Raw genomic sequence first — 25,387 nt, forward strand, 5'->3', positions numbered from 1 at the left:
GCTCATCGGTGCGACTGTTCTCACCATGTCCCGCAGCGAATCCTTGGGTGCCGTCTGCAGCGTTGCTATCGACTGTCTTCGTGGCATGTCTTTGCTTTCTTCCAGTGGATACCCGTCATGATCGAATGCACGCCAAAACCGTGAAGGACTACCTCTTCTACGAGGGAGGATTGCCGCGGCTGATGACGGCGACGGGCGCTGAGCGCTATGCGTCGACTGACATCGACTGCTGCGAAGCCACAAGCTTCGGCGGCGGATTAGATTAACAGACGCAGAGATCGTCGCTCAACGCCGCATGCCGGGCATCTGACGCCGTCGTCACTCGACGAGGTCAATCGCACTTGATTTTGCCCGCGGTGTTGCGTGCGGGGCATTGCACGTCATCGCCTTCGTGAGCAATGTCATGACCTTCGAGTTGAATCGTGGTTGACATTGCCACTACTGCCCCGCTCGCCGTAGTCTTGTCGCCGTTGAGTATCAGGAAGCGTTGGACGGCCTTCTCTCGGAAGCAAACTGCGGCGGTTATTACGGTGCGTCCTGTCGAAGGTGAACTATCCCGGGCAACCCGTCGAAGCCATCGATCAACATGTCGAATTGTTTTGGCGATCCGCTTGGCGCACCGAAAGCATACGCGTCGTCGATCCGCCACGAACCTGTTTCCTTTACGAGAATCAGATCCGTCCGGCCGATTCCGTAGTAGCTCGCGCCACCTTTAACGATCTCTGTCCAGTCGACCCGCACGCGCACCCGCGACGGGCTTGCCTGCAGAATACGGACAGGCTGTGTAATCTTTGGTCGAGCCCCATTGCCATAGTTCGATGGATCGTTTGGGTGTTCCTGCCGCCCACGCAAAGGTAGTTGCGCTTGAAATCACTATCATAGTGATGATACGTCCGAATGTCGATATGACCAGGCTGACTTCTTCCACTATTCTTTCTCGCAGTGGCCGCGGTATCCACGACGCTAGCGGATTGCCCCTGGAACTGCCGTCCTCGCCGGTGGAACAATCAACTGTCGCACTATCGGACTGCACGCGGTAAGTCAGGCCACTAATCGGGCTACCGTCCAAACCGACAAACCTGTATTGCATTTTCGGTGGAGAATCGGAGTCCGTTGACATCTGAGTGTCGGTAGATGAATCCTCCGCAGGCGTTTGCGATGTTGAGGCAGCAGTCCCATCGGCGCCGACGGGTTGTGGCGTCGCGACTCCCGTTCCGTTCGCGGCGGCCTTGTCGTGATGAAGTATCCGGTAACGTGGCACGGTTCATCCCGGCTTGACGCCAAATAGCACGATAAACTGGACATCACGGATCTGATCGAGCAATCGATTTCAAGTTTGACCCGGCGGCCCGGCATCCAGAGGCGAATGCTGCGAGCATCGTGGCCGCTAAAAAAGCAATCAAATAGCGTCGCATGTGTTAGCGCGTTCTGTAGTTGGCAACGACGGATAGAGACGATTCCTGACGCACTAGCACTGGATACTCGTGCAACATCGGCAGAATGTCTCACGGGTCAATTGGATTCCTTGCGAGGCAGCCCTACTGTCCTAATCGTACGGAGAGGTCGGAAGATTTCACCCATCGCACGAGGCCCCCTCCCTTACCGAGGTAGTCGATTCTGGACCAGCTGGAACGCGTTTCAAGCACGGCCACAGGATCTAGTCGAACGAGATAGGCCTTTGTCCTGCTACTGTCTGCCGGCGCGGAATAAAGAATTGATTTCGGGACTGCAACGTAGTTGATGACGCGCCACGGTTGTGGCGTATCCAGTTTCAGAAAATCGCCCGTCGCAATAGTCGGCACGTCGCAATTGGGTAACGCGCCGGACAAGGTGGCAATCCAGGTACCGTCAGACCGTTTCTTCAGGGCAACAGACGCGCCCGTCTCATCGGCCTTGCCGCGTTCCGTGGGATACCAGGTATCGAGTTTCACCTCGCCGGCAGACGACAGCTTGCCTGTGAGAAAAAAGCGACAAGTTGGATTTGCGTCGGGGTCGTTTGATGCGGGCTGAGTGAACGGATTATCAAAAAAACCAGAGACCCGATCGCCGTCGAAAGACAAGAACAACTTCCTGTAGTCAAGCTGCGTTCCAGCCACTGTCCGAAGCGTGTACGCACCTGATTGTTCTTCACTGCGGGCAACGTTGAATGCAGACAGCATGATCAAAGCCATGCCGATCGTCTTTACCCTGGTTACTTTCACTTGCCCTCCTGCGCATTGCGCTTTGCGTCCGCCTTCTGCAGTGCGTCAAAATTTCTCTTCATCTTTCCATCATAGTCGTTCTCGGCATACGATGGTCCGTTGTAACGGGATGCAAATTTGGTAAACTCTTCCTTCTGGATGGCCTTCAATAGTACCGGATCGGCCTTGACAAAATTCACAAATCCGTCAAGATGCGCTTTTTCAGATCGGGAAAGGGCTCTCACCATGGCTTGTACTGAGTCATACCCTAGCGTTTTGTAGTTGGAGCCCATAATCTGGAACGCTCCCCAGGAACATGACTCCAGTGCCGCTGTGTCATCGAGTCGAAACGCCTTTCTCAGTCGGCGATAGCTATCCTTATAAAAATCCCGATCGTCAAGGAGCACTCCTTCACGCAGCAATTGTTTGCCCGTTTCTGCTCCCGCAGCGTGAGATTTATCCTTGTCGTCATATCGCACCCAAACATCGACGGCAGCGGCCGTCCCGTCTGTTTTGGTCAGCGTCTCGGATTTCTTGTAGTACTTCTTTTTCAGGCGATAGTAGCCCACGGGATAAGAAAGATCGGGATTTGTGTCCCAATACTTCTTTCCAGATAGCCGATAAAAATAATGCCGCTCGTAAAGAATCTTGGGGACGGTGCGCCCATCCACAATAGTAAAGCTCCCCGAACCGACCTCCGTCTCATGGACTGCTTTTACGGCGTTGACGTTGCAGCTCAGCGATTTAGCAGCCGCCTTATAGTCATCTTCGCAAATCGGATCGCCGGTATACTTGTCAAGAAATTCATCAAGAGACGCATCATCGCTGGTCGCCTTCAAGACTGAAGCGCCGTTCTTGTCCTCTTCCAGTTTGGTCTTGACACCTTTATCGGGTGCAAACCTCGATGAGGTCTGGCTTCCTAATGGTGCCGCCTTAGGACCTGATTTCGCGCCATATTCAGACACAGCTGCATTTTTTGGATGGAGGACTGTCTGTGCGGTTAACTTGAGCCGAGGACTCACAAGCGTAATAAGCTTGTCGTTCATCGACGACATTGTTACATGGACAATCTTCCACTCACCGTTCAGCTTTTGAATGAGGAACTCAATCGTTTCGTCTTGGGTCGACGGCCAAAAGTCCTCTGTTTGCCCACCGGCTCCCGTCTTGCCAGACACTTCGCGGTCGGCGCCCTTGATACGATAAGAGACGTTCCCGAGCGGATTATGATCGGCATCCAGTACATGCGCACGCACCTTCCCAGATTTTCGCTTCGGAATCTTGAGCGTCTGTCCCGCACGCAACGCACGAGGGTCGCCTATACAGTTCGCTTGTGCGATGGCCTGCCAGGTTACACCTTTTTGCTGAGCGATCCCACTCAACGTGTCGCCGGGTTGAACGACGTAGTTGCCATCCTCATTGGTCATGCTTGACCTCGCAATGCCTGATCATCAGATAGGTGCTCCTCCTCGGAGACACGCCATTTCTCACTTTCTACCCACACGTCTACCTGCTGAGACTCTCTGGTAAAAAAGCGGCTTCCCACCCCGAATTGGTCGGTTACACCGCTTGCTATAACTGTTCCTTGTTGATCCGCAACGTAATAAGGCGCGTTCGCCCACAAATGCGCGTAATCTTCGGAAACAACGTCAAGTCCAGAAAGGTCGAGGAGGTTGCTATACCGTTGTACGTCAACAGGTATCGGCAACGCTGGGATCGGATAATTCGCTTGCGTAGGTCCCGCGAACGAATGCTGCGCACCCTTGATATCGATCTTCCCAGGAGCATGAATTTCTATGTTGCCATCCTTGATGCGGATATAGGCCCCGCCTGACGTCAGCAGGATTTCCTGTTTCGCGGCGGCTTCGATATTCTCTGTCGCGGAAAGCACCTTGACCGTCTTCTGTGCAGTCAACTCGATGTTGTCCGAGTGCGCCTGAACTTCGACCTTGCCCTTAGCCGCAAACAGTTTCATCCCCGCGTTCTGCACGAACAGACTGATCTTCTCGGCAGCGCTGGCTACAAGCGATTTCCCGCTGGCGATGAACGTGCTCTGTCCACTAACCAGGTTAGTCTGCTGATCACTCGCCAAGTGCACTGACTTTTGCGTCGACAGCGCAATACCGGACGGACTCGCAACCAGCATCACAGGCGACTTGAACGCGTTCGCATTGCCGGTGCCACCTCCAGCCGTTCTACCACCAGACGATGCCCCACCCTGCGCACTGCTCTGTGTCGCATCGGTAAAGGACTTGAGCGCATCGTGCCCGTCACTGAGACTCTCCACCTGATGCGCCTCGCTAGCCTGCGACATCGACTCAACCACGCTCTTGGCGCCCATGAGTTGCTGTCTGGCCTCGCTCACGTCCAGTTGCTGGCTGCCAGCCTGTTTAGGATGCGTCGTGACGTACAGCCCCTGCGAAGCACGCACCGCACCGTACGAATCCGTCTTCAGATCGAATCCTGATCCAAGGTATGAACCGCGCGTATTTCCGCTCTGGTCGATCAGATACCCCAGATGAAGCACACTGTTCCCCGTACTGCTGTACAACCTCGCCCGATTCTGCCCCGTCGCATCGTCGAGCACCATTTCATTAAAGCCGGAACCCGAATACTCCTTCGACCGGTAGCCCGAGAGAATACCGTTGCTGTGCCACTGCGGCTGGACACTCCCGTTGTAGACGCGATGCAGGACGATGGGCCGATCGCAATCTCCGCCCACATACCCGATCAGCACTTCCTCGCCAACTCGAGGAACGTGAACGCTACCGTAACCGCCCCCCGTATCCGACTGCGCGACCCGCACCCAGCACGAAGCGCCCGCATCTCCAGAATTCTGCCGGTCCCAGATGAACATCACCTTCACGCGGTTCAGTTCGTCCGTGTAGACCTCTTCGCCCTGCGGACCGACGACGATAGCCGTCTCCAGGTGCATTTCTGGCTTCTTGTGCCCGAACGGGCTGCGGTACGGAACCGTCACGCGCTGCGCTTCGACTTCGACCAGATAAAAACCTGCGGAACCGTCTTCCTGGGTAACAGTTTCTCCGGTGTGCCCGGATTTGGCCCTCGCCAGTTCGTTCTGCAAGCTGTGCGGAAAGCTCGCTTCGTGGTCCGAAAGCGGCAGGTTGTTCTCGATGTACCGGCGCACCTTGATTGCCGCGAATTCCCGCTGGCCCGCCGGATCGTGATCGTGCTCCGGGTGACCGGTCAGTTCGAAGCGCAGTCCCGCATCCATACCGCGAACGCCACCCGCCGCATAGAACCGTTTGGCACGCGACTCCCATTCTTCCAGATGAACTCTTGAAAGGTGTTCGCCACGAGTCTGGTCCGAGTATGTATATGCACCGGTATATTCGTAGACCTCAGCTTGCTCGGGCAGATTCCCCTGGTTCGCCATCGTCGGCAGCGTTGTCCCTTTGGGATTGACCGCGGACGACGGCGTCTTGTAGTCGAAAGTGCGCGTCGTGTGCACGGTGCTTTGCAACGTGCGCGAGCCCGACCACTGCGTAAAGGCGTCCGTTTCGCTGCCAGTGCCGGACCGGTAGAACGTAACCGGATTAGGCGACACCTCGTCGAGCGAATGAATGTCGTCGGTCACGACCAACGTATGTGACTTGCCGTCCTTGGCCTGCCGCCAGAAGCCGAACAGACCTTCTTCTTCCATCAACCGGTGAACAAAGTTCCAGTCGGTTTCACTCTGGCGACAATACGAGCGTTGCGGCAGCGGCTTGCTCAAGGCGAACTGGAACTGGCCGCGCGCTTGCGGATGCTCATTGAATACGTCGGTGATGATGGCGTCGGCGCTCTTGTCCTGCCAGTACCGCATGTCGCTGCGGAACCTAAGAAAGTGCATCCATGAGGCGTAGGTCAGCTGGTAACTCGTGAAGCTGCCGTCCGCGCCGAGCCTTCGGGCCGTATGAATATAGCCGTTGACCGGGAGATAGGACTTGTCCGCCTGCTGAATCCACAGCGTCATTGGCTGCGCGATGAGCTTCTTGAGTTCGATGTCGCCCGCCGTGGACACCAGATCGAGCGTGCCACTGAAATCGCGCCCCAGCTCCGAACAAAGAACCGCCCTGCGCGGCACGAGCGCACTATCCGGCAAGGCTGGAATATCGGTCTTGATCAGGCGGTCCTGCTGGATCAGACCGCCCTGAATGACCTGAACAAGTTCAGTGAGATTCATGCTCAACCCGCATCATCGGTCTTCACACCCAGCATCTCGCGAATCTGCGCGAGCGTGCCATCGTCTTTCACCACGGACGAAAGCCACTTGTGCAGCGGCATTTCCGCCCATTCCGCCGCCTTGTCCGCGAGATAGGCGGCGGGGCTATGCGGTTCGGTCTCGCGAAAGAAGACAGCAACCGCGCGCAGTTGCGCAACGGCTTCGGCACGGCTCTGTATGCCCGCGTACGCGCGTACCGGCATTCGAATCGGATTCGCCATGGTGTCCTCAACGGCCAAAGGTGTCTTGAAGCTTGGTTCCGCGCGTTCGACAGCCACGGGCGAAGCGGCCGGCTGCACGGCAGGCTCCAAGGCCTCCGCATTCAGGTTCACGCCCACGTCACGCGCGAACCGCTCCGCAAGTCCATACACGCTCTCGTTGGCCTCGCGCGCTTGCCGGAAGCTCGGCGCCGCATCACCGGCTCGCGCCTCGAGCACCATATCGAGCGCAGCGAGAGAGGCTTCGAATGCTTTCAACTGCGTGAGCAACGTTCGATAGAACGAAGCCGGCGTGGCCCGCTTCGAGGCGTCGATCTGCTCCACCGAAGGCTTGCCGCGCGCGATATCGTCTGCGTGATCCGGATCGCGCTTGACGGCCTGCGCGACGTGCATCGCGACATCCCAATCGATCGCGCTGAAAGCCACACCCGACTGCGTGAGCGGCACCGAACGCAGCAATTCCGCCGTGCGGCCCGCAAGCCACGCGACATTGCCGAGGCGGTACTCGGTATCGTCACCTTCCGGTAGCGGATGCACCTGCTCCCAATACTGCTCGACCAGTCCGCTCAGGAGCGCATAGCCCTGCGTGAGCCCCGGCACGCCCTCCTGAATCGCGAGCGCCTCGGTAAGCCACACGGCGAGCCGCAAGTCCTTCGTCTGCGTGCGCAGCAACGCCGTGCAGCGTTCGACGACGAAAGGCCAGTCGGCTTCCTTGATCTCGGTGATCCACTCGCCCTGGTCGAGCGACGGGTCATCGAAGCGGCGTGCATGCTGGATCGCGTCGAAATCCGCCGAAAACAGCAGGTCGGCGCCGCACGGCGACGCTTCATTAATGGGCGCTAGCAGCGCGGTCGTGTCAGTCGACATGGCGTTCTACAGAAGGGCTAAGGCGTCGGGCTTCGAGCGAAGCATGGGGGTCGCGTATCAACGTCATGGTCATTGCACCGCGTACTTGAACTCACGCGCATCATCGGCGCGCACGCTCACGCGCGCGAGCGACGTGCCCTGCGCGATGCGCTCCAGAACCTGCTGTGCGAGTTCCGGCAAGAGCGTGCCGTTCAGAATGTGATCGACGTTGCGCGCGCCCGAATCGACTTCGGTACATCGCGCAAGCACCGCATCGACGAGTGACTCGTCCCATTCGAATGTGGCGCCGTGGTTTGCCTCGACGCGGCGGCGAATGCGCTCGAGCTTCAGCTCGATGATCTCCGCGAGCACGTCGTCGGAAATCGGGTAGTACGGCACGACTTTCATGCGGCCGAGGAAAGCGGGCTTGAACGACTTGTACAGTTGCGGGCGCAGCAACTCTGCCAGCGCTTCAGCGTCAGGCAGTTCTTCAACGGACTTGTTCAGGCAGGCCTGCATGACCGCAGTCGAGCCCACATTCGACGTGAGGATGATGAGCGTATTGCGAAAGTCGATCGCACGGCCTTCGGCGTCGTCCATCGTGCCTTTGTCGAAGACCTGAAAGAACATTTCCAGCACGTCGGGATGGGCCTTTTCCACTTCATCGAGCAGCACGACCGAATACGGGTTCCGGCGCACCGCCTCGGTCAGCACGCCACCCTCGCCATAGCCTACATAGCCGGGCGGCGAGCCCTTCAGGCCCGATACGCTGTGCGCCTCCTGATACTCGCTCATGTTGATGGTGATGAGCTTGCGCTCGCCGCCGTACAGAATGTCGGCCAATGCGAGCGCCGTCTCCGTCTTGCCCACGCCGGACGGTCCCACGAACATGAAGACGCCACGTGGCTTGTTCGGGTCCTCCAGATTCGCGCCCGCCGTGCGCACGCGCTGCGCGATGGCTTCTAGCGCATGATCCTGGCCGATCACGCGCTCGGCCAGCAGCGGATGAAGATTCAGCATGGTCTGGATCTCGTCCTTCACCATGCGGCCCAGCGGAATCCCGGTCCATGACGCGACGATTTCCGCCACCACGTGTGCGTCGACCTGCAGCGGCACCATCGGCGCGTTCTCCTGCAGCGCGTGCAGGCGCGCGATGAGCGGCGGCAACGATTCGCGCGCGGCATCGGCTTCGCGCATTCGTTCGGATGACGTACTGTCTTCGCGCGCCGCGTCGATCTGGCCGCGCAGTTTCGTGATCTGCGCCACGAGTTCGCGCTCCTCGGCGTGGCGCGCCTCGCTTTCTGCCAGTTCGCGAGCGGCAGTGTCCCGCGCCTCGCGCAGCGCCACGAGGCGCCCCTCATGCTCGGCGCCATGCACGGTTTCCCGCTCGAGCGAGGCGATCTCCGCTTCGATACGTTCGATGCGCTTCTTGCCGTCATCGATCGCACCAGGCGTCGCGCCCTGCGCGAGCGCCACTCTGGCGCACGCGGTATCGAGCACGCTCACGGCCTTATCGGGCAGTTGCCGCGCGCTGATATACCGGTGGGAAAGCCGCACGGCCTCGGTAATCGCCTCGTCGAGAATGCGCACGTCGAAGTGGCGCTCCATGAGCCCCACCATGCCGCGCAGCATGGCCGCCGCGAGCGTTTCGTCGGGCTCCTCGATCTTGACCACCTGAAAACGCCGCGCCAGTGCCGCATCTTTCTCGAAGTAACGCTTGTACTCGCTCCACGTCGTCGCGGCGATCGTGCGCAGCTCGCCACGCGCGAGCGCGGGCTTGAGCAGGTTCGCCGCATCGTTCTGGCCGGCCTGACCGCCTGCGCCGATGATCGTATGCGCCTCGTCGATGAAGAGCACAATGGGCTGCGCACTCTTCTTGACCTCGTCGATCACGCTTTTCAGACGGTTCTCGAACTCGCCCTTCACGCTCGCGCCGGCCTGCAGCAACCCCATGTCCAGCACGCGCAGCGCAACGCCGCTCAGCGCCTCTGGCACATCGCCCGCGGCGATGCGCAGTGCGAGCCCTTCCACCACGGCCGTCTTGCCCACGCCCGGCTCGCCGGTGAGGATCGGGTTGTTCTGGCGGCGGCGCATCAAGATATCGATCGTCTGGCGGATCTCCGCTTCGCGCCCGATCACCGGGTCGACAAACCCTTCGCGCGCACGCTGGGTCAGGTCAGTCGTGTAGGTATCGAGAGCGGGCGTTTTCGACGCAGCGACACTTGTTGCGCTTCCGACCTCGCCACCAGCTTCTGCCGCGCCTTCGACAGGCTCGACCTCGACCGAACCGAGCGTCACTTCATCAAAACGATGCTTGAGTTCGCCGACAGGAATCTCAGCGAAACGCGTCGATATGCGCTGCGCGAACTGCGCAAGATCGGGCGCGCTCAAGAGCGCGAGCAGCAGATGACCGGAACGGATGCGCCCGATCTGCGAGTCGAGCGACGCGATCAGCCAGGCCTGCTCGAACAGCGCGATCAGATGCGGGGAGAACACCGGTGTGCGCGTGTTGCCCGTCTTGAGGCGTTGCAGTTCGCGTTCCAGATCCGCACGCAGCGCATGCGCATCGACGCGCGACGCACGCAGCACGCATACGAGGTCGCTGGCCGGTTCCTCGAGCAGCGCGAGGAGCACATGTTCGAGGTCCACTTCGTAGTGCCCGCGCGACAGGCACGCACTGGCCGCACGCTCGGTAGCCAGCCGGCAAGTCGTGTTCAGCTTCGCGATCAGGGTTTTCAGGGGCGTGCTCATGTCGTCCGGTCCGGCCTCGGGTCTCGTGTATTCAATGAATGACGTGCAGTTCGTAGCGTGCGTCGCGGCGCTCGCGGTCGGCTTCGTGCGTGCAAAGGAAAGCATCCCAGCCCAGACGCGCGCCGGCGCCCAGGCGGCTCGACCCGACTTCCTCGCGGCGCAGCACCAGCAGCACCTCGTATTCGAGCGTCACGCGCGCGAGCAGCGTGAGCATGCGTTCGAGCGCGAGCGCGTGTTCCGCGCCCGGCAGGAAAGCCTCATAGTCGGCCTTCGAAAGCGGCCCGATCACCAGGCGCGCACGCATGTCGCGCTGCCAGACGCGCTCGCCCGCAAGCGCCGTTGCACCGAGCATCACGTTGCGCTGGCCGAGCATGGAAAGCTGGTCGGGCGGCACGTCGTACCACTTGCCCACGAACTGCTCGACCTGCACGGGCACGCCGAAATAGTCGGAGAGCGTCTGGCGCAGATACGCGGCGGAAACCGGCTGATGACGCGCGGCCACCGCATGCCCCGCGATCGCCTCGTCGAAGAGCGCGCCGCCGCCGTCCTGCAGGCTCTCGCGCGACGCGTCGTTGGCCACGCCCGCAAGCGCGAGCAGCAGTGGCAGATAGCGTTCGTCGCGATCGAGTTCGTAGTGCAACGGCAGCCGGTACTTTTTCCACGCCGAATAGAACAGCGCCGTGGCGCGGTTCGAGAACACGTCGAAAAACTCGCGTGCCGCGCGGTCGCGCCGCAATTGCTCGCGCGCGACGATCTGCTCGGTGTAGTTCAGCGGCAGCGCGCCTTGCGCGCCCAGCAGCCCGAAGAACGCGGGCGTGAGATCCACGCGTTCGAGTTCGCCTGCATCGAGCGCCGCCGTGCGCTGGCCGGCATCGGCCAGCGGCGCGCCAGCCGCGTCATAAGACACGGCACCCGCGATCTCGCTGGCAGGAAACGCGAGCGACAGCGTGTTGCGAAAGCCGATACGCTGTGGGAGCACGTCACGCTGCCGCGCGCCGGCCTTGTCGACGAACCAGCGTTCAAGCAGGCGCACCGCCTGGAAAAAACCAAAGCGGTGCGGCTCATCGAGCAGCCGCTCGATTACGCCAGAATCGATTCGCCGCTGCGGGGGCTGCATCGCATGATCTCCTCGCCGGTGCGCCGCGAAACGACGACCAGTTGCACGAAGCTGTTGATGTGCACGTAAAGCCCGAAAAACACGTCGATGACGCGTACGAACGTTCCGAGGCTCGTGCCGACGAAGTGATCCTCATCGACGGTCAGGCGGATTTCGATGCCGCGCACAAAGGTCGCGAACGGCTTGCCGGGCAGCCATTGCACGGCGGCGCGCTGCTCGACGTCGACGATGCCGTCCACGTGCCGCGCCGAAACCGCCGTGCGCCGCAGGTCATAGAGCGCGAGCATCTCCTTGAGCGTCGTGGCGCCGTGGTTCACGAGCGAGACGTGATTGAGCGCGAGATGCGAAATGAGCCGCCAGTGCGCGGCCTGGCGGCGCTCGAAGCGCACGCACGGCGTCGGCCGCATCAGGAGCGCGATGCTGCTCGCCATCGCGCCGCCCTCCAGAAACAGATCGCCGCCTTCGAGCCCGGTCGCGAGCGCAGTGGGCAAATCGCGGTTGGTACAGGTCAGATCGAGGCTCAATGTTTCGTTTTGCTCGGTATCGACTTCGAAGTCGATATCGACGATCGAGATTTCGGTTTCGTAGCCCGGACTCTTTTGCGCGACGGCTTCGTCGCGCCGGGCGAACCAGTAGTGGCCGGCCCGCATCGATTCGCCATGCCGCAGCGAATAAAAAGGCCGGAACTCGACGACCGTTTCTTCGTGTGCACGTTGCCGCACCAGTTGCACGGAGTCGATCGAATAAACTTCATAGGCGAACGCTCGCCGGCCCTCCGCCACCACCGGATACGAGACCGCCTGATGATCGAGGCGAATCGGCTCGCCGTGCTGCTTGAAGAGGTTCACCACGGGCGTGCAGAAAAGCCGCAGATGATGCGCCGCGAGTGCGTCGAGCAACCGTGCCACGTGCGAGTCGCCGCGCACGTCCTTGAGCACGATATGAAGCGTGAGTCGCTGGCAGCGGCCCGCCGCGGCGGTCATTGCCGCGAGGTCGAAGTCGACGAAATCGAACTTGTCCGGAAACGCAAAATACTCCGTGAGCAAGCGGTACGCAGGGTGCGATTTCGCGGGATAGTCGATCAGCGCGTCAGCCTCGTCGAAGCCGGCTTGCGCGAACGGCAGCGCGGAGAGCGCACGCCAGCGGCCATTGCGTTCGGGCTCGGCGTACGCGGCGATCGCGTGCACGAAGAGGCAATCGCCGAGCGCCGCGATGAACGACTGCTCGCCGTGCAGGTACGTGCGCAGCCCGCCGCTTCTCCACGCAGAGAGGTCGAACTGCGGCGACGTCGACTCGAACGTGATCGACAGGACGCCGGTTGCATTCGGCGGGAGCACGGTCGCGCTCGGTGCGATCGCCGTCGGCACGTAGCGCGCCTCCGAAATGCGGATCGGCGCGAGTGTCACGTCATAGGCGGTGCGAAAGCGGCATTGCACGCCGCGGATCGGCCGGGACTTCAGTTCCGTGCCGCGCTCGATCACGGCCGGCTCGGTGAGATTGCCGAGCGCGCCCGCGGCGCCGAACTGGGCGATCGAGCACGAGGGGAATGGGCGCAAATAATGCGGGTAGAGCACCTCCAGCAGCGCCTCGGTGAACTCCGGGTAGTCGTCGTCGAGTCGCTTGTTGATGCGCGCGCCGAGCAACGCGAACGATTCGATCATCCGCTCGACGTGCGGGTCTTCGCAGTGCTCGCCTGTCATCGCGAGGCGGGCCGCGATCTTCGGGTAGCGCTGGGCGAATTCGCGCGAATAACGCCGCAGGAACGACAATTCGCGCTCGTAATACGGCAACAGCTCTTCCATCGGTACGCTCCCGCCCCCCAAAACTACCTTTGTGTCATGCCATGTCGCGCGCCGCCGGTCGCGGCCGCGTCATGCTTTTGCGCGTGCGCGCGTGACCGAATACTGCAGCGTCGATGGCTGCAGCATCGCGTCGAAACTCACCGGCTCTTGCGCCGGATGCACCACTAACAACGCCTGAATCGCGAAGTACAGTGCGTTGGTCGAGCGCTCGTTCAGTTCGAGCGTCACCGTTACGCGCTGCAAACGCGGCTCGTGCCGCTCGATCGCCTGCTGGATCGACTTGCAGATGAACGCGCGGTCGTAATGACTCGCGAGGCTCAAGCCAGCGAAATCGTTCAGCCCGTAGGTCAGGATCGAACGGCGGCACTCGGGCAACATCGCGAGTTCGTGCTCGGTGAACGCGATGCGCGAATTCAGGATCGACTCCAGATCGCGCGCAACGGTCGCCTTGAGCTCTTCGATCGAGAACTGCCGCAATGCCGCCGGTGCCGGCGAATGCGGATCGTCGTCGAAGAGCTTGTCAAGCAGTCCTGGCTCGAAACGCTTCATCGGTTCAAATAGAGTCGGTCAGCCAGATGAAACCGGCGCAGGCATTGCACGCGATCGCGCGCGCCGCCAGCGCACGCCGCGTCAGACCGCGTAGGTCTTGTCGTTCTTCGTGAGGCTCCATGCGCCTTGCGCATTGCCGCCCTGGTTGCCGCCGATCTTCTGCTGCGTGTACTTCCACTGCACGGCCGCATACTTCAGCGAAAACTGCTCCGTGGGCAGCCCTTCGCCGACCACTTCCGGCGTGATGCTGGAAATGATCACGTATTTGAGCTTGATTTCGAGGTACTTGATGCGGTTACCCTCGCCGTCCGAGCGCATGAAGTCGATCGTGACTTCGTCGAAGGTCGTGCCGCCCGAAGCGTGCTGATAGAGCAGCGGGCTCACCACGTCGATGTCCTTCAGGAAGCGCATGTCGGCATGCTCGCAGCGCTCGACCGTGTGACCGCCCGCCGTCGAGGCCGTTGCCGAACGCGGCTGCAGAATCGAGTGATTCCACGAATCGATTTCGATCCAGCCAGCATGGTCCTTGTCCTGCGACTCGCCCTTGATGGCCGGATTGCCGAATTTTAGATAGATGTCCTTCATAACGCCTCGACTCCCCAGAGTGGTGGTTTACGGTAGTTTGCTAACGCGGGCCCGAGGGCGATGCCCCCGGGTTGCTTCCCGGTGCGATCCGCTGGATAGCGGACCGCTCCTGCTCAACTCAGTTGCGCGCTCGCGCGGTTTTATGCATTCGCCGGCTTCGGCAGATCCGCCACGAGCCGCAGCGAAATCGACAGTTCGTCGAGCTGGAAGTGCGGCCGCAGGAACGCGACCGACCGGTACGAACCCGGCTTGCCCGGAATCTCGCTGACCTGGATCGATGCCTCGCGCAACGGAAACTGCGCCTTTTGTTCCTGCGAGGCGTTGTCGTCGAGCAGCACGTACTGCGAAATCCAGCGGTTCAGGAACACTTCGACGTTCTGCGCGGACGCGAAGCTGCCGATCTTGTCGCGCATCATCGCCTTCAGATAGTGCGCCACGCGCGACACCGAGAAGATGTATTGCAGCTGCGCCGAAAGCACGGCATTCGCGTTCGCGTTGTCGGTACTATATTTTTTGGGCTTCTGCACTGACTGTGCGGCAAAGAACGCAGCGTAGTCCGAGTTCTTGCAATGGACGAGCGGAATGAAGCCGAGGTCGCTCAGTTCCTTTTCGCGCCGGTCGGTGATGGCGATTTCGGTCGGGCATTTCAGCGCGATCTCGCCGTCGTCGGTCTTGAACGTATGCGTGGGCAGGTCTTCCACGAGGCCGCCGCCCTCCACGCCGCGAATCGCCGCGCACCAGCCGAAGTCGTCGAACGCCGCGGTCAAACGCGCCGCAAAGGCCCATGCCGCGTTACACCACAGGTATTTTGCGTGATCCGTGCCGTCCACGTCTTCGACGAAATTGAAGCCTTCCGCCGTCGCGCCGTCCTTCGGATTGAACGGCAGGCGGCCGAGAAAGCGCGGCAGCGTGAGACCCACGTAGCGCGAATCTTCTGCGTCGCGGAACGACTTCCACTTCGTGTATTCGACGGTGTCGAACACCTTGCCGAGATCGCGCGGCTTGCCAAGGTCGGCGAACGACTCGAGGCCGAGCAGTTCCGGCGAGGCCGATGCGACGAACGGCGCATGCGCCGCCGCCGCGACATGCGACATCTGCTCGATGAAATACATGTCTTCGGGCTGGCGCGTCACTTCGTAGTCGCCGATCAGCGCACCGAAGGGCGCGCCGCCGAACGTGCCGAACTCTTCTTCGTAGATCTTCTTGAAGAGCGCGCTCTGGTCGAATTCGACGGCGGTCTTGAAGTCGCGCACGATGTCGCGCTTGGGCGCGTGCAGCGCCTTGATCTTGATGGTCGAGCCGGTATTGCTTTCCTTGCACAGATACTCGAGGCCGCGCCAGGTGCTTTCGAGCCCCTGGAATTCCGGCGCGTGCATCACGGCACTCAGCTGCGCCGAGATCAGGCGGTCGAGTTCGGCCACGCGGGCATCGATCGTCGCGGAAAGATTGCTCGAGACGATCACGGTGCCTTCCAGCACCTGATGCACGAGCTCGCCAATGAGGTCTTTCGCGCGAGCGTGCTCGGATTCGGATTTGGCCACCTTGCTCTTTTCGACGATCTCGTCGAGCAACGAGGGCGCGGCCTTGGCTTCTTCCAGGGCCGGTGCGCGAACTGCGCCAGTCTGCTGATTCATGTCGATCTCCCCTCGCGCTTATGACTCGTTGCCGTCGCCGGATTCGTTGCGCTCGCCACGATCCGCTTCGCCAGCGCCGCCCGTGTTGCCCGCGAGCGCCTGCAATTGCTGCGTATTGGCCAGCACCTCGCTCAGCAGGTCTTCGAGCTTGTCGTTGCCGGCGAGCTTGTTGCGCAGGTCCGCGAGCTTCGAGCGCGCCTCGAGCAGACGACGCAGCGGCTCGACCTGCGCGACGACTTCGTCGGGATTGAAGTCGGCCATCGAACGGAAGCGCAAGTCCACGGCGAACTTGCCGCCCGCCTCGCTTAAGCGGTTTTCGACCTGGAACGCCGCGCGCGGTTCGATGCCCTTCATGACGTCGTCGAAATTGTCACGGTCGATATTGACGAACTTGCGGTCGCGCAGCCGCGGCTGTTCGACTTCCGACTGACCCGCGAGATCGCCCATCACGCCGACTACGAACGGCAGTTCCTTCACCTCAATCGCGTCGCCGAGTTCGACTTCGTACGTCAACTGGACGCGCGGCGGCCGCACTTTCTGCAAGCGCTTCTGAATACTTTCTTTCTTGGCCATCGAGGGCTCCCCTGTTCGAGTCGTTCAAGACCTGTTGTCAGCAATTCACCGCCGTGCGGTTCAGCGCAGTGCGCTGAACGGATCGGACGCACCACCGCTTGCCGCCGCTTTGGCCGGCGCCGCTTTGGCGGGCGCGGGCGCAGGAGCCGCAGCCGCGGGGGCTGCGGGCGCGGACGGTGCAGCCGGCGCAGCCTCGGCTGTTTCAACGGGCTTCGCCGCCGGCTTCTGCACATGGCGAACGATGCGGCGCTTCTTCAGCGCGGGCTTATCCGCCTGCTCGGGCGGGAACAGCGAATCCTCGCCGAGCGTGTCGCGCAACTGCTTCGCGAGCGCCTGCGCATCGGACTTCGCATCACCCTGTAGCGAGGCATCCTGGCGCAGTTCGCCAAGCGACTGCGTCGCGACGCGCAAACCGGCCACGGCCAGCACGCTCTTCGCGGCGCGGTCGGTCTGATCGCGCTGCAGCGCTTCCTGCGCCGCCACGATGGCTTGTCCATAGTGTTGCTGCTGGAACTGGATCTGCGCGATGCGCGACCACGGTTCTTCGCGCGTGGGATCCGCAGCGGCGAGTTTCTGGTAAAGCGCGATCGCGCGATCCTGATCGCCGCCCTTCGCCGCGGTATCAGCGTCGGCTAGCGCCTTGTTGAATGCGTCTGGCGATGCCGCGAGATTATGGTCCTGCGTAGCGCAGCCCGCGATTACCCCGCATGCCAGCACCACCCCGGAGAGCCTTGAAATGACCCGGTTTATCATTCTTTCACCAGCGTGTAATTATTAATTCGATGGGAGGGAACTAGAGTTTTGCTTTAGCTCTAGCGCGCGGGTATAGTACAGCCCAAATTTTGATAATTCAACTTCTTAATGTAATGCGCCGACACTAAATAGCTTCTTTGACACGAGGTTTACTGCCACAAGAAATTCACACAGGAAAGAATTTCTCACTCGTGCAATTGAAAACACGAGCGAGCCGGAAAAGTTTGCCGCATCACTTAATCAACCGCTTATCGGCGCCACGCGGGGTTAAACGCGTCTTTATGCGGATAGCATTATCCGGATCGCATATCAACACTTAACGGACCCCGGGCATTCACGCCTGGCCAACAAATAATGAATGCGCGTGTTATTCGTTTCGCATCGATCCTCATCGTCGCGGCGCAACTCGCCGGCTGCGCGGCGGCCGTACCGGCGCTCGGCAGTGCGGCGTCGGCCGCTTTGCAACTCGCGGGCATCGGCAAGCCCGACGTGCCGGACAGCCAGAAACCCCCGCGCGACCTCGGTATCACGCTGCTTGCCGCGCAAAACCTCAACGCGGCGATCGACCGCAAGCCGCTTGCGCTCGTCGTGCGGCTATACGTGCTGAAGGACCCTACGTCATTCCAGCAGGCGCCGTTCGATACGTTCACCGACCCCGCAAAAGAAAAGAGCGCGCTGGGCAGCGACTTGCTCGGCGTGCGCGAAGTGACGCTCATTCCTGGCCAGAGATATAACGCCACAGAAAAGGTTTCACGCGAGGCGCAAGCCTTCGGCATCGTCGCGCTATTCCGCGATCCGGCCATGCAGCGCTGGAAGTTCGCCTTCGATCCTGCGAAATCCGAGAAATCCGGCATAATGGTCGGCCTGCATAACTGCGCAATGACCGTCACGAGCGGCACGGTGATCTCGCCGGACCAGGGATTACCGCCGCAGCAGCTGAATCTGCTTTCGTCGGTGACTTGCGGGTGAATAAAGGGCAAAGCACCAGGCAGAGTAACGAGCAAGCGGGATATTTAACAATTTCAGTCCGCCGATCGCCGGCGCGAGCGGCACGGGCCGAATCACGCATATAGCCGATTTAACATGAGTTATTCCTCGAAAGTGCTTTGGGGAGAAGGCCTGTTCCTCAGGCCTCAGCACTTCCAGCGGCAGGACGCCTATCACGAAGCGCGCCTCTTCGAATCGATCCAGGCCATTGCGCCGTACAACTGGGGCGTGCGCACCGCGCGGCTCGACCACGACGCACTGGGCAGCAACATGCTGCGCATGAGCGAACTCGCGCTCGTGTTTCCGGACGGCACGCTCTACAGCGCGCCGCAGGCCGACGACCTGCCGCCGCCCGTGGCGCTCGACACGCTGCCCGAGGGCATCAACGAATTCACGTTCTACCTGGCGCTGCACCAGATGCGCGAAACCGGCACGAACTACGCGCCGGATCGCAACGACGGCTTCGTCACGCGTTACGTGAGCGAGCAGGCGAGCGTAGCCGATCACTACACGGACGCCGCGCAGGCCGACGTGACGTTCCTGAAAACGAACGTCAAGCTGATCGCGCACAGCGAGCCGCGCGATCAGTTGCTCTCGGTGCCCGTCGCACGCGTGCGGCGCACTGCGACTTCGGGATTCGAGGTCGACGAAAGCTTCGTGCCGCCGAGTCTCGCCATCGAAGCGTCGCCGCTCCTGCACCAGCGTCTGCGCCGCCTCATCGACGCGCTGCAGGCCAAGGTCAATGCGCTCTACGGCTTTCATCGCGAGCCGACCAAGAACATCATCGAGTTCCGTTCGGGCGACATCGCCTCGTTCTGGCTGCTGCATACGGCGAGCGGCGCGTTCGCCACGCTCGCACATCTCTATCAGCATGCGGCGCTTCACCCCGAGCGGCTCTTTCACGAGCTGCTGCGCCTCGCGGGCCAGCTCATGACGTTCTCCAAGGGCTACGCGCTGGCCGACCTGCCGGCGTACCGTCACGACGATCCCGGCCCCGGCTTTGCGCGCCTCGATACGATACTGCGCGACCTGCTCGAAACGGTGATCTCCACGCAATACTTCGCCATTGCGCTCGAAGAAGTGCGTCCGTCGTTCCATATCGGCCGGCTCGATTCGGGCAAGATCGACGACAAGACCACCTTCTATCTCGCGGTTTCGGCAGACATGCCCGCCGTCGACCTCGTCGAGGCCGTGCCGGCTCGCTTCAAGGTCGGCGCGCCCGACGACGTCGACAAGCTCGTGCTCTCGGCCATGCCGGGCGTGCGGCTCGTCTACACGCCCCAGGTGCCGCCCGCCATTCCCGTGCGGCCCGGCGCATGCTATTTCGCGTTCGAGGCGCGTAGCGCGCTTTATGAGCGCATGGTGCAGGCGCAGTCGGCCATGGTCTATGCGCCCTCGGGCATCAACGATCTCAAACTCGAACTGATCGCGGTGACGTCATGAGCAACGCCCCTTCCCTTTTCGGCGACGCGGCGCCGCCCGTGAATCACCCCGCGCCTGCCGCGGAGCCCGCTTACCAGGTGCGCTCGCTGCTCGATTTGCTCTACGACGGCTTCTTCATGCTGTTCCTGTTGAAGAACGGCCGCGAGCCCGGCGACGCCAGCGAATTCGGCGCGCGCGTGCAGCAGTTTCTGGGCGATTTCGAGCGCGGCGCGAAAAAACTGAACGTCGCGGCCGAAGACGTGTACGCGGCCAAGTTCGCGTTCTGCGCCGCACTCGACGAATCGGTGCTGGCGTCGTCGTTCCGTATTCGCGCCGAGTGGGAACGCCGCCCCTTGCAGCTCGCGCTCTTTGGCGAGCAACTCGCGGGCGAGAAGTTCTTCCAGTATCTCGAGGAATGTCGCGCACAAGGCGCGCCGCGGCTGCAGTCGCTCGAGGTCTTCCATATGTGCCTGCTGCTCGGATTCCAGGGCAAGTACATTCTCGAAGGGCCGGAAAAGCTCGCCTATCTCACGGCGCGCCTGGGCGACGAGATCGCGCATATCAAGGGCAAGCGCGCGGCCTTCGCGCCGCATTGGCCGCTGCCCGATCAGGTTGCGCACCGCCTCAAACGCGAGGTGCCGCTGTGGTCCATCGGCGCGGTGTTCGCGCTGGTGGGTCTGCTCGCCTGGCTCGGCCTCAGCACCTGGCTGCGCGACAACACGGTGCACATGCTCGCCCCGTATACGCAACTCATCAAGCTCGGGCCGCAATCGGCAAATTTGACGATCTCGCTGCCTTGAGCGTTCGAAAGGGGCGTGGCGTGCGGCCCGCCCCTTTCGCACCCAATCAACGCAAAAAGCAAAACCACCGCCGCAGCGGATATTTCGAAGCAACTGCAGAGTAGCCGGATTGACGCATTGTCGATACGAACAACTAAGCAAATCATAATTCGTTGGTTTGCCTGGAATCGTTGCAGATCGACAATCATCGAGCATCGTCAATCCACTACCCTGCTCGTTGCCGAGTCTCCGCTCATGAAGGCGTTCTCCCCGAAAATCCGTCGGCGCTCCGCCGGAACCGTTCTGCTTGCCGCGTGCGCCGCTGCGGTCCTGGTACTCCAGGGCGGTTGCAAGCCGCATGGGGAGCAGGCGCAAGACGCGTCTGTCACGACCCGACAAGCGCCGGCGCAGCAGCAAATCACCTACTTCAAGTACCCCGACAATCCCGCGTTCGACCTGGTCTATCTCGCCGACAAGCTCGGCTACTTCGACAACACGAGCACGCGGCCCAAATATGTCGGCAAGATTTCCGCGCCGCAGATCATTCCGCTCGTGGGCACCGGCGATATCGATTTCGGCACGCGCATGGTGCCGCTCGTCATCTCCGCGATTGCCAGCGGCGCCGATATCAAGGTCATTTCCGCAGGCGGCGAAACACTGCCCGACGCGCCGCACATGAAGTATTTCGTGCGCAAGGATTCGGGCATTCTCGGTCCGAAGGACTTCGAAGGCAAAACGGTAGCGTTCAACAGCTTCGGCGCGTGCGCGGAGTTCGTGACCAAAAAGTATCTGGCGCAACACGGTGTGAATGTATCGAAGGTGAACTGGCTCGTCGTGCCCGACAATCAGTCCGAGCAGGCGCTCGTCACGAAGAACGTGGATGTCGCGATCATTCATCCGCCCTTTTCCGGCTCGGCGGAGGCCGATCCGCAACTGCGCAAGCTGTGGAGCGACTGGGACGAGGATCACGGCCTTGGCGGCATGGCGCCCTATAGCGTGAACGGCGCGTTTGCCCGTGCCCACCCGCAGGCGGTGCGCGACTTCGTCAAGGCCATCGCGAAGGCGGGCAACTGGGTCAATGCGCATCCCGACGAAGCGCGCAAGCTGACGGCCGAGCGGCTCGGCATCGACGTTCGGCTCGTGGAGCGGTATGCCTACGTGAAGGACCTCGTGGTCACGGAGCCGCCCATCCAGTACTACATCGATATCCTCGAAACGGCAGGCAAGATTCCGAAGGGCAAGGTCAACGTCAAGGATGTTTACACGAACGACTTCAATCCGTTCGCGAAGCACGAGGCCCAGGCTAGCGCGACGCCCTTGCCGAACGGAACACGCTCGTGAGCACGGCAACTGCGCTACGCGAGAAGATCGTCGCGCGCGATCTCTCCCTCACCTATAGCAACGCGCAAACGGACACGCACCATACGGTCCTCAAACGCTTCGATCTCGCCGTACGCGAAGGCGAATTCATGGCGCTTTTGGGCCCGAGCGGCTGCGGCAAGTCGACCTTCCTCAACGTGCTCGCCGGCCTCACGCTGCCAACCTCGGGCGATATTCGCGTGGACGGCGACCCCGTGAGCGCCGTGCGGCAAAAGCTCGGCTTCGTGTTTCAGGGCTACGCGCTCTTTCCGTGGCGCACCGTGCGCAAGAACGTGGAGGCGGGACTCGAAATTCGCGGCATGAAACGCGTCGAGCGGCGCAGCGAGGCCGAACGCTTCTTGCGCCTCGTGGGCCTGCTGGAATTCGCGGATCACTATCCGCATCAACTTTCCGGCGGCATGCGCCAGCGCGTGGCCATCGCGCGTGCGCTCGCTTATGGCCCCGAGATCCTGCTGATGGACGAGCCGTTCGGCGCGCTCGACGCACAGACGCGCGAATTGCTTCAGCAGGAACTGCTCGCGATCTGGGAGCAAAGCGCCACGACCGTCGTGTTCGTCACGCACAGCATCGACGAGGCGATCTTTCTCTCCGATCGCATCGCCATTCTTGGGCGCGGCCCCGGACACGTGAAAGAGATCATCGACGTCGACCTGCCGCGCCCGCGCGACGCCGCGCTGCGTCACTCGGCGGCGTTCGTCGCGCTGCGTCAGCGCGCATGGGCGAGCCTCAGCACGGAACTCGACACGCGACTCGACGCACAGCCGCAAACCCATGCATTGACGGGAGCCGATCATGTCCGATTCGATGTCTGACTCGATGTCCAACCCGGGCGCGGTCCGCGAATCCTCGCACAGCGTTCAGCGCGCGCGCACAGCTTCATCTTTCGCGCGCCTATACGTAGGCGTGGAGCGCTCCCTCGCGCTCGCCGCCTTCCTCCTGTTGTGGGAGTTGCTGCCCCGGCTCGGCGTGGTCAACGCGGCTTACCTGAGCCCGCCTTCACAAGTCGCCCTCGCCATCGCGCGGCTCTTCGAAAACGGCGACGCGTGGACGCATATCGGTGCGAGCGCCGTGCGCTCCATCAGCGGTTTGCTGCTTGCCGTGGCCGGTGGCATTGCATGCGGCTTCCTGCTGGGATGGTTCAAGCGCGTCGAACGCGTCGTCGATCCTGTCTTTCAACTGCTGCGGCAGGTGTCGGCGTTTGCGCTCTTTCCCGTTTTCATGTTGTTTCTCGGCATCGGCGAGTCGTCGAAGATCGCCATTGTCGTGTGGGCCGCGTTCTGGCCGGTGCTACTCAACACCATTGCGGGCGTGAAACAGGTCGAGCGCGTGCTGATCGACTGCGCGCGCTCGATGGGCGCCTCGCAGCGCTTTATCGCGACGAAGGTCGTGCTGCCGGCTGCGTTGCCGCAGATCCTCACAGGCGTGCGTCTGGCGGGCGCCTACAGCATTACGGCGCTGGTGGCGGCAGAAATGATCGGGGCACGTTCGGGGCTCGGCTTCTATACGCTCAATTCGCAGGAGACGTTTCAGATTCCCGATATGTACGCAGGCATCGTGCTGCTCGCCATATTTGGACTGCTGATCAATCAGGGCCTGTCGATACTCGAACGGCAACTGCTGCGCTGGCGCGTCGGACTCGCGCAGAATGGCTAGGAACGCTGAGCTCGACGCTTCGGCAATTCCGCGGCGCCTGCGCTGGCCCGCCACCGCGCTAACGGCCACGTTCGCAGCGCTCGCATTACTCGCGCTGCTCGCGTGGGCGCTGAACCGCGAGTTGCCACGCGCCCTTGCCGAAAGCGACCTGCCTTTCGCAGCCGCGGCAGCACGCGGCGTGCTGATCGTGGCGGTGCCCCCGCGCCCCGCGCCTGCGCTTTATGTCGGCAAGGTCGACCGCGCGCTGCGCTCGCCCGACCCGTTCGCGGCGGCGCTCGCTTCGGACCTCGCTCGCCGCGCAGGGCTGCCTGTGCAGTTCCTGCTGGCCCAACCGGCCGCCGCGCGTGCCGCGCTGCAGGCGGGCAAAGCCGATGCCGCCATTGCCGGCCTGGATTTCTCGCCCGACGCGCGGGTCGCGTTCGCACCGGCTTCGTATTCGAGCGGCCGTGGCATGGCGCTCGTGCTGGATCATGGCAACGTGCGGACATGGCGAGACCTGAGCGGCCGCGCGATTTGCGCATCGCAAGGCAACCCTTATGCACGGCGCGCAGCGCGCGAGTACCACGCGAACCTGCGCGGATTCGACCGGTCGCTCGATGCGCTGCTGGCGTTCCAGGCGGGCGATTGCGCCGCCCTTGTCGACGACGAATTCGTGATCGAGGCGCTGCTCAAGCAGGCGGACTGGTCCTACTATCGCCCGCTACCCGGAACCATCGCTGCGCAGGCGGCGTTCATCGCCACGCGCGCGGGCGACGCGGCAAGCGCGGTCTTTGTCGGCAATACGGTGGCGCAGTGGCAACGCAGCCGCTGGCTGGCGACCGTGCGCAAAGATCAGGCAATCAGCCTCGCGTTCGACATGTTCAACGCGGAAAACGACCTGTATTGCCACTAGCTGCGCCGCCTGAGTTCTGCCACGCGCAGCTGGCAGCTTTTCAACAGGCACGCCTTGTGGCCGCACGCATTGCGCGAGTTTCGAATCCATGCCCTTGCTCTGCCCTTAGCCGGTAACGAAAGCGGCGCTCGCGCAAAGCTTCAGTAGATATTGAACTCCATGGCGCGCAAGACGCCAGGCAGCACGAGTAGCGCAGCCGATAGCCACGCACGCGCGAGGCGGTGCAGAGTCGTCGAATCGTGGGCGTTACGCACACACGCCTCTAAACGGAACCCGGTCTAGAACCCGCGCCTCAGGTTCCGGTCGCGCATTGGGTCGGGCGTCTTCTGCGTGAGCCGCAAGATGCCCTGATCGTCGAAGTAGAAGTGAAACATCATGTAGTCGATGTTGTTCGCGATGTAGCGGTAGGACCAGACTTCCCGCTGCATGCGCGAAAAGTAGGCCGTCTCCGCGGGCCGGCCGAAATTGATCAGGACATCGTTGCGTGTCCACTCGTTGACTTTCGCCCGATAGAACTCGCTCTCCTGCATGACCTGACGCACACTCACGACCTTGCCGCTCGCGTCGATGTCGGCGACGGTGTTCGTCGACCCCATCGGCTGGGTCGGCCACATGAGACGTTTGCCGCCGTCCGGCAGGTTATAGGTTTCGCGCGGCGGCCCGAGACGCGCGATCAACGCAGACTGGTCGCTGCCCGGTTCGATGCTTTGCCACGGCTGGGCGCAACCGGCCGCGAGCAGCACCGCGGCGGCGAGCCACGCGCGCTTCACGAAATTGGACAGAGACCCCATTCACGCACCCCTGAGCAGCGAATCTGGCGAGCAACACACGCAGATCATGGCGGCCGTGGCGGATGCGGACAATCAGACCTTGGTCCTACCGGCAAAAGCCGGCGCTCCGCGGAGGCCGGCCACGGCGTGTGCAATACTGGTGCAGCATGGTTGCACGCCCCGAACGGGTTGCCAGCGGCGTTTACACGCGACCTCTGCTTTCGGGGCGATCGCGTGGAAGCGATCTGGCCAGTCGACGCACGCGGTCTTTCCC

General features: G+C 61.9%; 21 protein-coding genes. 7 read left to right on the top strand and 14 right to left on the bottom strand.

What is annotated here, in order from left to right; all coding sequences use genetic code 11:
• Positions 1-331: 331 nt before the first annotated feature.
• The 13 genes from BFD71_RS42870 to BFD71_RS23065 form a co-directional block, all read right to left on the bottom strand.
• Entirely contained in the window at positions 332-649 is a 318-nt protein-coding gene (locus BFD71_RS42870; protein WP_370684304.1) for a PAAR domain-containing protein, read from the bottom strand.
• A gap of 889 nt (positions 650-1,538) precedes the next feature.
• Positions 1,539-2,201, bottom strand: a complete 663-nt coding sequence (locus BFD71_RS23010) for a hypothetical protein (protein ID WP_069266622.1) — start codon at positions 2,199-2,201, stop codon at positions 1,539-1,541.
• Entirely contained in the window at positions 2,198-3,604 is a 1,407-nt protein-coding gene (locus BFD71_RS23015) for a LysM peptidoglycan-binding domain-containing protein (RefSeq protein ID WP_069266623.1), read from the bottom strand. Before BFD71_RS23015 ends, BFD71_RS23010 begins: the two co-directional genes overlap by 4 nt.
• Positions 3,601-6,363 (bottom strand): type VI secretion system Vgr family protein, encoded by a 2,763-nt coding sequence (locus tag BFD71_RS23020; protein ID WP_083245414.1) that lies wholly within the window; start codon positions 6,361-6,363, stop codon positions 3,601-3,603. The genes BFD71_RS23015 and BFD71_RS23020 overlap by 4 nt, the downstream gene beginning before the upstream one ends.
• Before the next feature lie 2 nt (positions 6,364-6,365).
• The gene (gene tssA, locus BFD71_RS23025; protein WP_069266624.1) at positions 6,366-7,487 is read right to left on the bottom strand and encodes a type VI secretion system protein TssA; all 1,122 of its coding nucleotides are present in this window, start codon (positions 7,485-7,487) and stop codon (positions 6,366-6,368) included.
• A gap of 69 nt (positions 7,488-7,556) precedes the next feature.
• Positions 7,557-10,217 (bottom strand): type VI secretion system ATPase TssH, encoded by a 2,661-nt coding sequence (gene tssH, locus BFD71_RS23030; RefSeq protein WP_069266625.1) that lies wholly within the window; start codon positions 10,215-10,217, stop codon positions 7,557-7,559.
• Positions 10,218-10,248: 31 nt separating this feature from the next.
• A complete protein-coding gene (gene tssG, locus BFD71_RS23035) occupies positions 10,249-11,334 on the bottom strand; it encodes a type VI secretion system baseplate subunit TssG (RefSeq protein WP_069266626.1) in 1,086 nt (361 codons plus the stop codon).
• The gene (gene tssF / locus BFD71_RS23040) at positions 11,298-13,136 is read right to left on the bottom strand and encodes a type VI secretion system baseplate subunit TssF (RefSeq protein WP_069266627.1); all 1,839 of its coding nucleotides are present in this window, start codon (positions 13,134-13,136) and stop codon (positions 11,298-11,300) included. The genes tssG and tssF overlap by 37 nt, the downstream gene beginning before the upstream one ends.
• 69 nt (positions 13,137-13,205) lie before the next feature.
• The gene (gene tssE / locus BFD71_RS23045) at positions 13,206-13,685 is read right to left on the bottom strand and encodes a type VI secretion system baseplate subunit TssE (RefSeq protein ID WP_069266628.1); all 480 of its coding nucleotides are present in this window, start codon (positions 13,683-13,685) and stop codon (positions 13,206-13,208) included.
• 81 nt (positions 13,686-13,766) lie between these two features.
• On the bottom strand, positions 13,767-14,270 hold the full coding sequence (locus BFD71_RS23050) for an Hcp family type VI secretion system effector (protein WP_028206760.1): 504 nt from the start codon (positions 14,268-14,270) through the stop codon (positions 13,767-13,769).
• Positions 14,271-14,410: 140 nt separating this feature from the next.
• Complete coding sequence (gene tssC, locus BFD71_RS23055) at positions 14,411-15,904, bottom strand: type VI secretion system contractile sheath large subunit (RefSeq protein ID WP_069266629.1); 1,494 nt, start codon at positions 15,902-15,904, stop codon at positions 14,411-14,413.
• Positions 15,905-15,922: 18 nt separating this feature from the next.
• Entirely contained in the window at positions 15,923-16,477 is a 555-nt protein-coding gene (tssB, locus tag BFD71_RS23060; protein WP_069266630.1) for a type VI secretion system contractile sheath small subunit, read from the bottom strand.
• A gap of 60 nt (positions 16,478-16,537) precedes the next feature.
• Positions 16,538-17,230, bottom strand: a complete 693-nt coding sequence (locus tag BFD71_RS23065; RefSeq protein WP_176732944.1) for a tetratricopeptide repeat protein — start codon at positions 17,228-17,230, stop codon at positions 16,538-16,540.
• A 354-nt stretch (positions 17,231-17,584) separates the two neighbouring features.
• On the opposite strand from BFD71_RS23065, the gene tssJ reads away from it, so the two are divergent.
• The 7 genes from tssJ (at position 17,585) to BFD71_RS23100 (ending at position 24,343) form a co-directional block, all read left to right on the top strand.
• A complete protein-coding gene (gene tssJ / locus BFD71_RS23070; protein WP_069266631.1) occupies positions 17,585-18,199 on the top strand; it encodes a type VI secretion system lipoprotein TssJ in 615 nt (204 codons plus the stop codon).
• A gap of 114 nt (positions 18,200-18,313) precedes the next feature.
• Positions 18,314-19,660 (top strand): type VI secretion system baseplate subunit TssK, encoded by a 1,347-nt coding sequence (gene tssK / locus BFD71_RS23075; RefSeq protein ID WP_069266632.1) that lies wholly within the window; start codon positions 18,314-18,316, stop codon positions 19,658-19,660.
• On the top strand, positions 19,657-20,439 hold the full coding sequence (gene icmH, locus BFD71_RS23080; protein WP_069266633.1) for a type IVB secretion system protein IcmH/DotU: 783 nt from the start codon (positions 19,657-19,659) through the stop codon (positions 20,437-20,439). The genes tssK and icmH overlap by 4 nt, the downstream gene beginning before the upstream one ends.
• A gap of 234 nt (positions 20,440-20,673) precedes the next feature.
• Positions 20,674-21,759, top strand: a complete 1,086-nt coding sequence (locus BFD71_RS23085) for an ABC transporter substrate-binding protein (RefSeq protein ID WP_083245415.1) — start codon at positions 20,674-20,676, stop codon at positions 21,757-21,759.
• Positions 21,756-22,610, top strand: coding sequence for an ABC transporter ATP-binding protein (locus BFD71_RS23090; RefSeq protein WP_141710775.1), 855 nt, complete (start codon positions 21,756-21,758; stop codon positions 22,608-22,610). The genes BFD71_RS23085 and BFD71_RS23090 overlap by 4 nt, the downstream gene beginning before the upstream one ends.
• Positions 22,591-23,451, top strand: a complete 861-nt coding sequence (locus BFD71_RS23095) for an ABC transporter permease (protein WP_256094886.1) — start codon at positions 22,591-22,593, stop codon at positions 23,449-23,451. The genes BFD71_RS23090 and BFD71_RS23095 overlap by 20 nt, the downstream gene beginning before the upstream one ends.
• Positions 23,444-24,343 carry a transporter substrate-binding domain-containing protein gene (locus BFD71_RS23100; protein ID WP_069266634.1) on the top strand — a complete coding sequence of 300 codons (900 nt, stop codon included), beginning with the start codon at positions 23,444-23,446 and terminating at the stop codon, positions 24,341-24,343. Before BFD71_RS23095 ends, BFD71_RS23100 begins: the two co-directional genes overlap by 8 nt.
• Before the next feature lie 278 nt (positions 24,344-24,621).
• On the opposite strand, the gene BFD71_RS23105 is transcribed toward BFD71_RS23100, so the two are convergent.
• Positions 24,622-25,134 (bottom strand): hypothetical protein, encoded by a 513-nt coding sequence (locus BFD71_RS23105; protein ID WP_069266635.1) that lies wholly within the window; start codon positions 25,132-25,134, stop codon positions 24,622-24,624.
• Between the last annotated feature and the right edge of the window lie 253 nt (positions 25,135-25,387).

It is taken from the genome of Paraburkholderia nodosa (assembly GCF_001718195.1).
Classification (GTDB): domain Bacteria; phylum Pseudomonadota; class Gammaproteobacteria; order Burkholderiales; family Burkholderiaceae; genus Paraburkholderia; species Paraburkholderia nodosa_A.